At 34.2% G+C, this 14,609-nt stretch carries 12 protein-coding genes; 6 read left to right on the top strand and 6 right to left on the bottom strand.

The genetic code is table 11. The features are described 5' to 3' along the window. Window positions 1-12 precede the first annotated feature (12 nt). Together secDF and FC091_RS13275 are read left to right on the top strand one after the other, a co-directional pair. Entirely contained in the window at window positions 13-3,072 is a 3,060-nt protein-coding gene (gene secDF, locus FC091_RS13280; RefSeq protein WP_138434755.1) for a protein translocase subunit SecDF, read from the top strand. A 157-nt stretch (window positions 3,073-3,229) separates the two neighbouring features. Beyond that, a complete protein-coding gene (locus FC091_RS13275) occupies window positions 3,230-5,263 on the top strand; it encodes a PKD domain-containing protein (RefSeq protein ID WP_138434754.1) in 2,034 nt (677 codons plus the stop codon). Window positions 5,264-5,322: 59 nt separating this feature from the next. Here FC091_RS13275 and FC091_RS13270 read toward each other — a convergent pair whose 3' ends face one another. Beyond that, the gene (locus tag FC091_RS13270) at window positions 5,323-5,748 is read right to left on the bottom strand and encodes a hypothetical protein (RefSeq protein ID WP_138434753.1); all 426 of its coding nucleotides are present in this window, start codon (window positions 5,746-5,748) and stop codon (window positions 5,323-5,325) included. A gap of 115 nt (window positions 5,749-5,863) precedes the next feature. Here FC091_RS13270 and FC091_RS13265 point away from each other — a divergent pair, with 115 nt between their 5' ends. After that, complete coding sequence (locus FC091_RS13265; RefSeq protein WP_138434752.1) at window positions 5,864-6,271, top strand: hypothetical protein; 408 nt, start codon at window positions 5,864-5,866, stop codon at window positions 6,269-6,271. After that, window positions 6,268-7,122 (top strand): hypothetical protein, encoded by an 855-nt coding sequence (locus tag FC091_RS13260; RefSeq protein ID WP_138434751.1) that lies wholly within the window; start codon window positions 6,268-6,270, stop codon window positions 7,120-7,122. The genes FC091_RS13265 and FC091_RS13260 overlap by 4 nt, the downstream gene beginning before the upstream one ends. Here the strand turns inward: FC091_RS13260 and FC091_RS13255 are convergent. The 5 genes from FC091_RS13255 to folE form a co-directional block, all read right to left on the bottom strand. After that, window positions 7,119-7,619 (bottom strand): DUF192 domain-containing protein, encoded by a 501-nt coding sequence (locus FC091_RS13255; protein ID WP_138434750.1) that lies wholly within the window; start codon window positions 7,617-7,619, stop codon window positions 7,119-7,121. The two genes, FC091_RS13260 and FC091_RS13255, sit on opposite strands and share 4 nt — an antisense overlap. Then, window positions 7,619-8,443 carry a prolipoprotein diacylglyceryl transferase gene (gene lgt / locus FC091_RS13250; protein WP_138434749.1) on the bottom strand — a complete coding sequence of 275 codons (825 nt, stop codon included), beginning with the start codon at window positions 8,441-8,443 and terminating at the stop codon, window positions 7,619-7,621. Before lgt ends, FC091_RS13255 begins: the two co-directional genes overlap by 1 nt. A gap of 206 nt (window positions 8,444-8,649) precedes the next feature. Further along, the gene (gene yidD / locus FC091_RS13245; RefSeq protein ID WP_138434748.1) at window positions 8,650-8,886 is read right to left on the bottom strand and encodes a membrane protein insertion efficiency factor YidD; all 237 of its coding nucleotides are present in this window, start codon (window positions 8,884-8,886) and stop codon (window positions 8,650-8,652) included. Between the two features lie 45 nt (window positions 8,887-8,931). Further along, window positions 8,932-10,413: a cysteine--tRNA ligase gene (cysS, locus tag FC091_RS13240; RefSeq protein ID WP_138434747.1), complete on the bottom strand. Its 1,482-nt coding sequence runs from the start codon at window positions 10,411-10,413 to the stop codon at window positions 8,932-8,934. Window positions 10,414-10,471: 58 nt separating this feature from the next. Beyond that, window positions 10,472-11,149 carry a GTP cyclohydrolase I FolE gene (gene folE / locus FC091_RS13235; protein WP_138434746.1) on the bottom strand — a complete coding sequence of 226 codons (678 nt, stop codon included), beginning with the start codon at window positions 11,147-11,149 and terminating at the stop codon, window positions 10,472-10,474. A gap of 195 nt (window positions 11,150-11,344) precedes the next feature. On the opposite strand from folE, the gene FC091_RS13230 reads away from it, so the two are divergent. Both FC091_RS13230 and FC091_RS13225 read left to right on the top strand, forming a co-directional pair. Then, the gene (locus FC091_RS13230; RefSeq protein ID WP_138434745.1) at window positions 11,345-11,806 is read left to right on the top strand and encodes a hypothetical protein; all 462 of its coding nucleotides are present in this window, start codon (window positions 11,345-11,347) and stop codon (window positions 11,804-11,806) included. A 12-nt stretch (window positions 11,807-11,818) separates the two neighbouring features. Continuing rightward, a partial coding sequence (locus tag FC091_RS13225; RefSeq protein ID WP_138434744.1) for a PKD domain-containing protein occupies window positions 11,819-14,609 on the top strand: 2,791 nt, incomplete at its 3' end.

The following is a 14,609-nucleotide window of genomic DNA, read 5'->3' as shown; positions in this document are numbered from 1 at the left end:
AAACAAAACAAAATGCAAAACAAAGGAATAATTAAACTGTTTGCACTACTATTTGGTTTGGTAAGTATTTACCAATTGTCTTTTACATTTAAGGCCAACCAAATTGAAGATGAGGCAAAGCAAGCAGCCATAGCAAAGTACGATGAAACAGTAGATGGTTATCAGGATTTAAGAACTCAAGCAGAGATTAATTACTTAGATTCTTTAAAAACTTCTAAAGTTCAGGTTGGAGACAATTATGAGTCTATAGAAGTTTACAATATGTTAGGCGTGCAGCAATATACTTATAATGAAGTTGAAAGTAATGCCATGAAATTAGGTTTAGACCTTAAAGGTGGTATTAATGCTATTATTCAGATTTCTGTAAAAGACATCTTGAAAGGATTGGCGAACAATAGTAAAGACCCTGTTTTTAATAAAGCACTAGCTGATGCAGAAGAGTTACAAAAAGACGCACAAGAGTCGTATTTAGAGTCATTTTTTAGAGCATTTGATGCTATTAAAGGTGATACTAAATTAGCATCTCCAGATATTTTTGCAAACAGAGACTTAAGTGATGACATCAAATTTGATATGTCAGACGATGAGGTTAAAACCATTTTAGAAAAGAAAATAGATGAGTCAATAGTTTCTGCATTTGAGGTATTGCGTAATCGTATTGATGGTTTTGGTGTATCATCTCCAAACATTCAACGTTTAGGAAACTCTGGTCGTATATTGATAGAATTGCCAGGTGCAAGAGATAAGAAGCGTGTCGTAGATATTATTACTAAAACAGCACAATTACAGTTTTGGGATACTTACAAAGCAGAAGAAATGTTGCCTTATGTATTTCAGGTAAACCAAGCATTGGTAGAAGCAGCTAAAGAAAAAGAAAACGAAGACGAAGTTGCTGAAGCTACAGAAGAAGTAGAGCAAGATACAACAACAAGTACTATTGACGAGTTAACAGGGCAAATAGAAACAGACACTACTAATGTTGCAGATGTTAATCCGTTAGGTATTCAAGGTCCAGGTGGTGGACCAATGATTGCAACATTTTTAGCAAAGGATAAAAAGAAAGTATTAGAAGCACTTAATGACCCAAAAAATAGAGCACTTTTACCAGCAGAGATGCGTTATGCAAAATTTGTTTGGGGTATACAGTCTAAAGATTCTGAGTTCTCTGAGCTTTATGCTATAAAGAGTAACAGAGATGGTGTACCACCATTGAGTGGTGCTGTTATTACAGATGCAAGACAAGATTATGACGAACTAAGCAGACCTGCGGTAAGCATGCAAATGAATCCTAAAGGGGCAAGAGAATGGCAAGAAATAACTAAAAGAGCCAATCAAGAAAATGGATTCATAGCTATAGTACTAGATGACATAGTGTATTCTGCACCAAGTGTAAGAAACCAACCAGAAGGTATTGCTGGTGGTAGATCTCAAATTTCAGGTGCATTCTCGCTGAATGAAGCAGTGGATTTAGCTAACGTACTTAGAGCTGGTAAATTACCAGCATCTGCTGAGATTGTTCAGGCAGATGAAGTAGGCCCTTCTTTAGGACAAGAGGCTATTGATAGTGGAATGAAATCTTTTATCATAGCATTAGTGTTTGTCTTATTATGGATGGTATTCTATTACGGTAAAGCAGGTCTTGCTGCAGATGTTGCATTATTGTTAAACATTTTATTAATCTTTGGTGTTTTAGCAAGTTTAGGTGCTGTGCTTACCTTACCAGGTATTGCAGGTATCGTTTTAACCATTGGTATTTCGGTAGACGCTAACGTACTTATCTTTGAGCGTATACGAGAAGAATTGGCAAAAGGGAAGTCACAAAAAGAGTCTATTAAAGACGGTTTCTCAAATGCTTTATCTTCAATTTTAGATGCTAACATCACTACTGGTTTAACAGCATTAATCTTATTTGTATTTGGTACAGGACCTATTAAAGGTTTCGCAACAACGTTAATCATTGGTATTTTAACATCGTTATTTACCGCAATTTTCATCACGCGTTTATTAATAGACTGGTGGGTAAATAGAGGTGGTACCTTAGATTTCTCAACAGCAATGACTAAAGGTTTATTTAAGAATGTAAATATTGATTTCTTAAAGAAACGTAAGATTGCTTATGTTATTTCTGGCGTATTAATTCTAGCTAGTTTAGGGTCTTTATTCACAACAGGATTAGATCAAGGTATCGATTTTGTTGGTGGTAGAACATACCAAGTGCGCTTTGAGCAACCTGTAAGTACAGAGGAAATAACAAGTGTTCTTAATGATCCTAACGTTTTCAGTAGTGCAGAAGTTAAAACTATTGGTGCAGCAAACCAATTAAAGATTTCCACTAAATATAAAGTGGAAGATAATTCGGTTGAAGCTGATGAAGAAGTGCAAACTAAATTGTTCGAAGCACTTAAGCCTTACCTACCAGATGGTATGACTTATTCGGAGTTCCAAGATGGCTCAGGTGAAGCTAAAATTGGTAAAATGCTTTCTAGTAAAGTAAGTCCTACAATTGCAGATGACATTAAGAAGTCATCTTTCTGGGCAGTTTTAGGATCTTTAGTAGTCGTATTCCTTTATATCTTATTTAGATTTAAGAGATGGCAATTCTCACTTGGTGCAGTTGCAGCAGTATTCCATGACGTTTTAATTGTGTTGGGTATCTTCTCATTAACATGGAAGTTTATGCCATTTAGTATGGAAATTGACCAAGCATTTATTGCGGCAATCTTAACAGTAATTGGTTACTCGCTAAATGATACCGTAGTTGTGTTTGATAGAATTAGAGAGTTCTTAAATGAACATACATCTTGGAAGTTTGACAAGACAATAAACGCATCTCTTAACAGTACATTAAGCAGAACATTAAACACCTCTGTAACTACTTTGGTAGTGTTATTGGCAATGTTCATTTTTGGTGCAGAATCATTAAGAGGATTATTGTTTGCATTAATTATAGGTGTGCTAGTAGGTACATATTCTTCTATGTTTATAGCAACACCTTTAATGTATGACACAGCTAAAAAAGGTGACGCTGCAGAATCTTTAAAGAAAAAAGTAAAAGAAGAAGACGAAGAGTAAATCTCTGATTTCTTATATATTAAAACAAAAAGCCTTTCTTTTCAGAAAGGCTTTTTTTGTTTTTAGACGCAACCATTTTACACTTTATCTATCTAAATGGAGAGTAAGGTATAAAAGTCTTATATTATCTACTAGAATCACTAATCCAATCAATCCTATGAAAAAAATAGTATCCATCCTCTTATTAGGGATTTCATTTTCAGTTTTTAGTCAAGATGTACTTATGCAAAACGGAACTGTCACTTCATGTTCAGGAATATTTTATGACTCTGGAGGGGAATTTTCCAATTATAGTAATAACGAAAATTTCGTATTGACAATATGTCCTGAAGAAGACGGACAGCGTACTAGATTAGATTTTTATGATTTTGTTACACAACTTAATTCTGATGTAATGACCATTTATGATGGACCAGATGTAACATCAGATATCATAAACTCCTATTCTGGGCCTTCTTCACCTGGATTAGTTTTTGCAAGTTTTAATAATACAAGTGGTTGTTTAACTATTGAATTTTCTTCTGACAACGCTGGAAACGGTTCAGGTTGGCAAGCAGAAATTTCTTGTGCCAATCCTTGTCAGGATATTACTGCAGTTTTAGACTCAACCAATCCAATAGTAAATGCAGAAGGTATAATAGAAGTTTGTTCAGGTGATTTAATTAGCCTAAGTGGAAGTGGAATATTTGAAAATGATGGAACGGGAGCAACTTATACATGGGATTTGGGAGATGGAAATTTATTAAACGGCCAAAATATTAATTTCTCTTACGACCAACCAGGTGTTTATTTGGTGAATTTAGATATCCGAGATACAAACATGGATAATTTTATGGATGGATGTCCAAATACAAATTCAATTAATCAAGTAATTAGGGTTTCTGGAGCTCCAGACTTTACAGGTACAGAGGCAGATGATAGTACTTTGTGTTTTGGTGGTGCAACGACAATTGAGGGTGTAGCTGATCCTTTATTATTGTTCTATAATTGTCCTCCACCAGAGAGCGTGGAAACCTTTTTGCCAGATGGTAGTGGTGTTGCTTATAGTACATGTATCAATGTTACATGTTTTGCTGACGATGCTGTGCTAACAGATGTCTCTCAAATTATTGATATTTGCATGAATATTGAGCATTCTTACTCAGGTGATTTAGATATTTTTATTCAAAGTCCAAATGGTCAGGAAATTAGATTGTTTGATCAAGCAGGTGGTGGTACATATTTTGGTGGTGCAAATGATGATCAGACATTAGACCCTGGCACTGGTGAAGATTATTGCTTCTCAATGAGTGCAACTACCTTATTAGCTGATGCACCAACTGAAATTAACGGAACTAATCCTCCAAATAATTCATGGGTGCCAGGTACTTATTTACCTTACGAAAATTTTGATGCGCTATTAGGTAGTCCATTAAATGGAGAATGGTGCATTAGAATTGTAGATAACCTCTCAATAGATAATGGCTATATTTTTTCTTGGGAACTTAATTTTGACCCAAGTTTAGAATTACAAGATTATGAATATACGCCTCAGATAATTTCTCAATCATGGGATACTGATTCTAGTATTACAGAAATAAACGGTAACATTATTACTGTTGCACCAGAATCTGAGGGTGAGCATTGTTACACCTTTAGAACTGTAGATGAATTTGGTTGTGAGTATACTGAAGAAGTCTGTGTGACTATGACAGCTGAAGGTCAACCACCAACAACGTTCTATGAGGATTTAGATGGCGATGGTTACGGAGATCCTAATAGCACAATTGAAGACTGTTCGGATACTCCTCCTTTTGGATATGTGGTAAACGGTTTAGATTGTAATGATACAAACAATACGGTAAATCCTGATGCTGATGACTCCGAAGGGAATGGTGTTGATGAAAATTGTGATGGTGTTGATGGTAATCTATTAAGCTTAGATGATTTTAGATTAGAAACTATAGAAATTTTGCAAAACCCATTCAAGGACGTTATTGTTTTGAGTTTGCCAGAACAAATGGTTGGATCTAAGGTAGATGTCGTTATTTATGATTTAAGTGGTCGACAAGTTTATCGTCAAGTTCATGATTGTGATGAAAAAGAAATCAAGATAGAATATTTAAATAATCTCGTGAAGGCGCAATATTTTATAGAAATATCTAACAAAACAATTGGTTTAAAAGAAGTAAGGAAAATAATGAAGAAATAGTTTAATATTAATTTATTTACGAAAAAGCCTTTCTGAAAAGAAAGGCTTTTTGTTTTTTTTTAGTCCACCTTTTTCAAGGTGATTTGATCGGTTTCAAAATTAGTTGGTCGTGAAGATCCATCAAAACCAAGAGCCAAAATCATTTCTGTATCAGAATTCATCCTAAAAATGCCTTGTAGTGTTCCCATAGTTTCATCATCTTCAATTTTTTTAACTATGATATCCAGGTTGTAATAATTGTCTTTTTTCTCTACTTCGTATTGCATAGATGCTTCAACACCGTCTCTCACAAAAGATTTTCCGCCCATTACTTGGCCATCAAATTCAAACAAAGCATAACCGTCTTTTGTAAGTGTTATATAGCCTATATCACCTTTGTCTTCCCCTTTCCATTTGCCTACATAAGAAGGTGAATCTTTAAGTGAAAAAGAACAGAATAAAACTAAGGATAGAATTAAAATTGAAAGATTTTTAAATGATTTCATGCAGTTAATGATTAAAAATTGTTCTCTAAGATATATCATTTTTTGGTGGCTTAACAATTAAAACCTATAGAAAAATGAATGTAGTTTCCTTATTTTAGTAAAAGAATCATAAGAAATGAACGATACTATTAAAAGACAATTGCTTAATTATACCATACCAGCTTTTATGGTTATTGTAATTATAGTACAGCTTTTTTTAGTACATACCAAGCAGCTAAGCAGATGGAAAGGTGGTGGATATGGAATGTATACGGAGATTCATTACTCCCATAACCAAATTTATATTCAGGATGGTATATCTGTAGACTCACTAGAGAAAGACATGGATATAAAAGAAGCTTTTAAGCTTCTCAGATTAATGCCTAATAATAATCATCTAGAGAAAGTCGCTAAACTAGTCTTAAAAAAAACACAGAGAGACAGTATTCACATGCAGATATGGAAGCCAAAGATAGATTCAAAAAGTGGTCTTTATACTAGGGTTTTGATTGATGAGGTTTATTTAAAAAACATAAATCCATGAGATATTTAGAAGATATAAAGTCCAAACTCTATGAAGGTAACAAGGTGGCAATACAAATGTTACTTTTAATACTTGGTGTTTATGTTTTTATTATGTCTCAATTCAATAGTATATGGAAAGTGCCTATACTTTTTTTAGGGTTGCTCATTTGGTTTTTTTTACGTGATAAAACAAAACACCCTATCATTTGGCTGGTTTTTTTAGCACTTCTTTTGTGTGATTTTTGGCATTCTTATTTCTGGGTTGCTAATCATCATTTTATGATAACATTTGTAGTGCTTTCGGTAATAGCTTATATGTATCATCAGCATAAAGGAGTTCTTCAAAAAAACATTCAAATAATACTAGTAATTGTTATTCTAACTTCGATAGTGCAAAAACTAATGTCAGATCAGTTTACAAGTGGTAATTTTTACTACTTCATGATTAATAAGGGTGCGTTATTTCAGTTTATAATGAAATTTTTCCCTGAAAGTTTAGATATTGTGCAAAGTAATTCTGAAAGTTATTTGAATCTATGGGAAACCAATCCCAATGATGGGCAAACCATTGTTTTTAAAAATATAACTCCAAATATTGGTTATGTAAGTTTACTCTTTGCCAAAATAACTATTGCTTTTGAATTTATAGTTGCCATGGCCATACTTTGGAAACCAAAAAGAGCATGGGTACACATACTATTGGTCTTAATGATTCTAGGTATATTAATTACTAGGCTCGAAACGGCTTTTATGGCAATGCTTGCAAGTTGTGGATTATTTTTATGTAGTAATTTTAAGCTAAAGTTGAGTTACGTCCTAATAGTCTTAGGATGTGTAACTTTAATGGTGACTAAGCTAGGGTATCATTAGTTTGTTACTTCAAAAACAATCTTATCACTAACTTCTAACTCCCATTCATCCGACAGACCAGCATTAATTTCTAGAACGTACTTGGCAGGCGCTTCAGAAGGTAAGGATGTTTCATCAAATGGTTTAGCATTCTTCTGAAAGCTTACAATCTCTTGTGCCTCATTTATGTAAATAATATCTAGAGGGATTTTAGTGTTCTTCATATAAAAGCTTCGGATTTGCTCATTATGAAATACAAACAGCATACCTTGGTTAATACCAAGCTTATTTCGATACATTAAACCTGTCTGCGTTTCGTAGTCATCATCTGCAAGTTCTATATCTAAAGTTTTTATAACAGAATCTGAACTTGCTTTTTTGAGATGTAAAATACCTTCCTTTTTAAAACTAACTTCTACTTTATCACCCGAAGTAGCATGCTTTTCATTTTTACAATTGAAAAACATAACCAAAGAAAAAATAAGGATTAAAAATCTTATAAAACGATTATAACTCATTAAGCAATCTTGTTTTTTGGTTTGTAGACAAACATAAAGTATAACCCAATTAACATAAAAGGTATGCTTAACCACTGTCCGGTATTTAAAGCCCATTCTGCGCGTTCATCAACCTGAGCTTCTTTAACAAATTCAACAAAGAATCGTATAGTCCAAAGGAAGACTAAAAATAATCCGAATAAGAAACCTTCTTGTTTAGATTTATTGGTTTTCCAGTAGAAATAAAGTAAAGTGATAAATACAAATATGTAGCAAAATGCTTCGTATAACTGCGCAGGATGTCTTGGTTCTGTTTCGCCAAGTTGTCTAAATACGACACCAAAATCACTGTTAGTGTATTTTCCTATAATTTCTGAATTAATAAAATTCCCTATTCTTACAAACACTGCACCAAGTGCCGTGGCAATAACTACACGGTCTAGTATCCATAAGATGGATTTTTTTAATACTTTTTTATTAAATAGATACATTGAGATTATCATACCAATAGCAGCACCATGGCTAGCTAGGCCTTGAAAACCGGTAAACTCAAAACCACCTTTAAACTTAAATGGTAAAAAGATGCTGAAAAAGTCTTCTCCAAATAATTCTGGTTGGTAAAAAATGACATGGCCTAATCTCGCACCAATCATTATTCCTAAAACGGAATATATAAACAAAGAATCTAAAGACTCGTTAGATTGATTTTCATTTTTCCAGATACGCTTGGTGATTTGAAACCCTAAGATAAAGGCTATTATCCACATAAGGCTGTAGAAATGAAGTTCAAAAAAGCCTAAATCAATAGATTTTATAGGATCCCAATATATTTTTAATGCATGCATATTTATAATCTTTTCGCTGTAAATATAAGATTTTGTTAGGGAGAGAAAATAGGATTAACGTAATATTAATCTTCTTTTGGAGGTACAGGGTCATAACCTTTACCGCCCCAAGGCGACAGAGTGTTAAGAAAATGTACAGTGTACATTTTTAACGAAATCGAAGATTCGACGTAGTCAATGGGCGAGCTGGCGCGATAGCAAAATTTTTAGTTGTCATCCTTTTTAGGTACTGGGTCAAATCCTTTACCTCCCCAAGGATGACAACTAAAAATCCGTTTTAATGCCAATTTACCTCCTTTAAAAAAACCATGCACCTCTAAAGCTTCCTTGGCATAATGAGAACACGTTGGTTGATACCTGCAAGTTGCTGGAGTTATTGGCGATATAAAAGTTTGATAGACTTTGATTAAAAAAATAAACGGTGCAATCAGAACTTTTTTCATATTCTTAGTAAAGTCCTTTCCTTTGGAAAGGATTTAGGATAGGCTTTAATTAGTCGTAAATGTAGTGCCTTCCCTACTATCATTTAGTTGAATACCAACTTCTGCGAGTTCATCCCTGATTTTATCAGACAATGCAAAATCTTTATTTTGTCTCGCTTCTTTTCTAAGGTTAATTAAAATTTCAACAGCACCAGATAACTTGTCAGAACCTGTATTTTCTTTAGAAACATTAACTAAGCCTAAAATATCAAAAGTGAAGTTTTCTAGTGTTTCTTTCAATAAGCCCAAATCTTCTTTAGTTATTGTTGCGCTACCATCTTTAACTTGATTGATAAACTTTGCAGCGTCAAATAAGGTTGCTATTAAAATAGGAGTATTAAAGTCATCATTCATTGCATCATAACATTTTTGTTTCCATTCAGAAATATTAAATGATGATGATTCACTAGTTTTTAAATCTTCAATTAAATTAATAGCATCCATTAATCTATAAAACCCTTTTTCACTAGCTAATAAACCATTATTAGTGAAATCTAAAATACTTCTATAGTGCGCCTGAAGCATAAAAAATCTAGCTACGCTTGGTGCATATGCTTTAGTGATGTGAGGATTGTCTCCAGAAAAAATTTCATTAGGCAGAATAAAATTACCTGTAGATTTCGCCATTTTTTTGCCATTCATTATAAGCATATTGGCATGCATCCAATAATTTACTGGTGAATGATTATTACAAGCTTCAGCCTGAGCAATTTCACATTCGTGATGCGGAAATTTTAAATCCATTCCACCACCATGAATATCAAACTGCTCACCAAGATACTTGGTACTCATAGCTGTACACTCTAAATGCCATCCTGGGAAACCATCACTCCAAGGAGAAGGCCAACGCATTATGTGTTGTGGCTCGGCTTTTTTCCAAAGCGCAAAATCTTGAGGGTTTTTCTTGTCTGATTGACCATCAAGTGCTCTGGTGTTATGAATTAAATCTTCGAGTTTACGCTTGCTTAAGATTCCGTAAGGTTTAGTCTCATTGTATTTATGTACATCAAAGTAAACAGAACCATTAACTACATATGCCATGCCATTATCTATAATGGTTTTAATGAGTTCTATTTGCTCAATGATATGACCAGTTGCGGTTGGTTCTATACTAGGAGGTAAAAAGTTGAATTTGTTTAAGATGTTATGAAAATCTACAGTGTAGCGTTGCACCACTTCCATTGGTTCAATAGCTTCTAGTCTTGCCTTTTTAGCAATTCGGTCTTCACCTTCATCTGCATCATTTTCTAAATGACCAGCGTCAGTGATATTTCTAACATACCTTATTTTATATCCTAGATGTTTTAAATATCTAAAGATAACATCAAAGGACATAAAGGTTCTTACATTTCCTAAATGTACGTTGCTATATACTGTCGGACCACAAACATACATACCAACATATCCATCATTTATAGGTTTAAAGACTTCTTTTTCGCCAGAAAAGGAATTGTAAATTTTTATAGTTTGGGTATCGTACAAAGGCATGTTGTAAAATTCAAAAAATGTTTAAACAAAACTAAAGAACAAAGTAAGAGGAAACAAATTAAAACTTTGTGTCTAATTGAATGTAGTCAAGGAACTCTCTTCGCGTTTCTTTTTCTTTAAATTTTCCACCAAATTCAGAAGTCACAGTACTACTTTCAATATCTCTTATGCCGCGAGAGTTAACGCACAAATGTTTAGCGTCAATGACACAGGCAACATCTTCGGTGTTCAATACGTTTTGAAGTTCTTTTACAATTTGTATGGTAAGGCGCTCTTGCACCTGAGGACGTTTGGCATAGTAATCTACAATTCTATTCATTTTAGAAAGGCCAACTACAGTACCATTAGAAATATAAGCAACATGAGCTCTTCCTACGATAGGCAACAAGTGATGCTCGCAAGTAGAATAAACGGTAATATTTTTTTCTACTAGCATTTCACCATACTTATACTTATTGTCAAAAGTAGATGCACTAGGTTTTTTATTAGGGTTAAGTCCACCAAAAATTTCATTTACAAACATTTTTGCAACTCGGTTTGGTGTGCCTTTTAGGCTATCATCGGTAAGATCTAGTCCTAGGGTTTCCATGATGTGTCTTACATCATCTTTAATAATGTCTATTTTTTCTTCTTTTGATAATTCAAAAGCATCATCTCTCATTGGCGTATCGCTAGATGAACCTATGTGGTTATCGCCCAAAGCGTCTATATCGTTAAAATCGTTATCGATTTTCATAGTTAAATAATTATTAATCAATCTTTAAAAAGAAATTGCAAAGATACGTAATAAAAATAGGATAGGAGTGGTAGGAGTTTTACAATTATACTTGTTATATATCTAAAACCGTTAAAATGTTAATATCATTGACGAATTAACAATGGTTTTTATAAAATTTTCTTAATTTTCCAAACTTTAAAATAAGGTTAAGCTATGAATAAATTTCTTACAATTTTCATTTTAATACTCTTGCCGTTGTGTTCATCTGGTCAAGAAAAAAATAACAAAGTTCCTCTTAAGGTTATTGAGTTTAAAGACAATGTAGATTTACCATTAACAACTAAGGAGCGACTTCAAATAGATGAGGTTTATGGTGAGTACGCAGAAAAATACATTTACAGTAACGCTTTCCGTTTAAAGAGTGTTAAAGATTTGTTAAGAAATAGAATAGTAATTGAGTACATCTCTAAAGAGAGTGATAAAAAAGATTGTCAGAAGCTATCAGAGATTCCTCTTCTAAATAGTTTTGTTTCAGATTTAGAGAGAGATAAAACGTTTGACCCAAAGAACTTCAATCCTTTAAAATATAATTTTGCTTTTCATGCTAGAGGAGACAAGATGTATCAGGTAGACAACACCAATTATTTTATAACCATAAAATCTCAACATCACTAAAAAAATTACACAATGAAGTATTTATTAACTTTAATAACAATAGTATTTTCATCGGTTTTGATTGCTCAAGATGTTAATATGCAGAATGGGACAGTTAGCCAATGTGGTGGAGTTTTTTACGATTCTGGTGGTGAGTTTGGAAATTATGGAAATGACGAAAGTTTTGTATTAACAATATGTCCTGAAAATCCAGGGCAAAGAGTGATATTGGATTTTACGGAGTTTACCACTCAGTTGAATGCAGATGTGATGACTATATATAATGGTGATTCTACAGCTGCCGACGCCTTTGGTCAATTCTCAGGTGGTGATTCACCTGGTGTAGTTTCTGCAACAGAGGAAAATACAGGAGGTTGTATAACAATTGAATTTATATCCAATGCTTCGGGTAGTGGAAGTGGTTGGGCAGCAAATATATCTTGTTTAACTCCTTGCCAGTCCATTAATTCTCAAATAGATTCTTCTGTTCCGGCGCCAAATGGAGATGGTTATATTAGAGTGTGTCCCGATGAAGAAATTACATTAAATGGTAGTGGAGTTTTTGAAGTTGATGGCACAGGTGCCACATACGAATGGGATTTAGGCGATGGTAATACAGTTACAGGTCAAACAGCCGTTTTTTCATATCCAGACCCAGGTGTTTATATTGTAAACTTAAATATTAGAGATACCAATACATCTGAAGATCCAGAAGGTTGTTCCAATACTAATCTTATAAATCAAGTCATTCAAGTAGGTACAGAAGCAGATTTTACTGGTACAGGTGCTGCCGAAAACACCATATGTTTCGGGGAAAGTACAGATATAACAGGTGTTGTCAACCCAGTTCAGTTTATTAATGACTGTACTCCGCCTGTAGCTGAACAAACATTTTTACCTGACGGATCGGGTCAACAATATACATCTTCAATAGTTGTTGATTGTTTTGAGTCTTCACAAACATTAACAGACCCTAACCAATTAATAGAGGTTTGTTTGAATATGGAACATTCTTATTCAGGTGATTTAGATATATTTATAGAAGGACCTAGTGGACAAGAAATTAGATTATTTGATCAAGCAGGTGGAGGTACTTATTTTGGTGGAGCCAATGATGATAACTCGCTAGTACCAGGAACAGGCGAGACATACTGTTTTTCAATGAGTGCTTCTGTGTTATTAGAGGATGCACCAACAGAGATTAATGGTACAAATCCACCTAATAATTCTTGGGTGCCTGGTACATATTTACCATTTGAGAGTTTTAATGGTTTACTTGGTACACAATTAAATGGAACTTGGACAATTAGAGTTGTAGACAATTTATCGATTGATAATGGATATATATTTGAGTGGTATTTGAATTTCGATCCAGCGATTCAACCACCAGAATTATCTTTTACACCTGTTATTACCTCAGAGGCTTGGGACGCAGATCCTACAATAACAAACACTAACGGAAATATTATTACAGTAACACCTCCTAATTCTGGCCAGTATTGTTACACTTATAGAGCGATGGATGACTTTGGTTGTGAGTACACAGAAGAAGTATGTATCGATGTGTTACCAGAAATAGTAACAGAAGCGCCAAACAACTTATTTATTTGTGATACAGGTGTTCCTCCTTACATTTTTGATTTAGAAACAAATACGGCAGTTGTTCTGGCAAGTGCTGCTAATGCTGGCGATTTGGTGGTTACTTACCATAATTCACAAGCAGATGCAGATACTGATGTTGGAGCAATCGTAGACTTAAATAACTATTCAGGTACAGATGGCGAAGTTATTTACATTAGGGTTGAGTATTTAGATTCTGGGTGTTATGAGGTGCTACCATTTACATTGAATGTTTCAGGTCAACCAGATATAAATCCTGTTCCAGATTTAGAATTATGTGATGATGTGTCTAATGATGGAATTGAAGAGTTTAACCTAGGCGCACAAACTCTTGGAATACTAGGTCCTCAGCCAGATACAGATTTTACTGTAACCTATCATACAAGTTTTGCTGATGCTGATGCAGGTACAGGTGTTTTACCAATTCTGTATACCAACGGTGGAAATCCAGAGCCAATATATGTGAGAGTTGAAAGTGTTGGGGATTCTAATTGTTACAATGCTTCAGCTAATCCGGTGTTTAACTTAATTGTTATTCCTAGTGCCTTGGCTAACCAACCTAATAATATGGTGGCATGTGATGATCCAACTAACGATGGTTTTGAAACATTTGATTTAAGCACTCAGGAAGCGGCTATTTTAGGTGGTCAAGATCCAGCCATTTATGACGTATCCTTTCATATTAGCCAAGACGATGCTGATAATAATGTAGGTGGTTTACCTACAATTTACACTAATGTTACTCCAAATACAGAAACAATATTTGTTAGAGTCCAAGATCCTGCAAATCCAGATTGTTATGGTACTACTACTTTCGATGTAATAGTTAATCCTTTACCAAATGTTGTTGCTGTAACTCCACTTCAGGTTTGTGATGATGATACTGATGGTTTTGCACCATTTAACATTACAACTAAGATTACTGAAATTTTAAATGGACAAACAGGAGTTGATGTGTCTTTTCACGAATCAATGCTTGGAGCAGATACTGACACTGCAGAAATATTTGATGGTTATGTAAATACAACTCAAAATAACCAAACAATTTATGTTCGTTTGGAGGACGCTGCTACAAATTGTTATGCAGTCACCACCTTAGAACTAGAGGTATTGGGCAATCCAGTTGCGAACATGCCAATGGCCTTGGAGGAATGCGACGACGACACCGACGGTTTTGTGGAGTTTGATCTGAGCGACCGCGATG

The sequence above is a fragment of the Winogradskyella algicola genome, assembly GCF_005869935.1.
Classification (GTDB): domain Bacteria; phylum Bacteroidota; class Bacteroidia; order Flavobacteriales; family Flavobacteriaceae; genus Winogradskyella; species Winogradskyella algicola.
The sequence above is the reverse complement of the archived record's forward strand: the minus strand, read 5'-3'. Positions and strand labels throughout refer to the sequence as shown.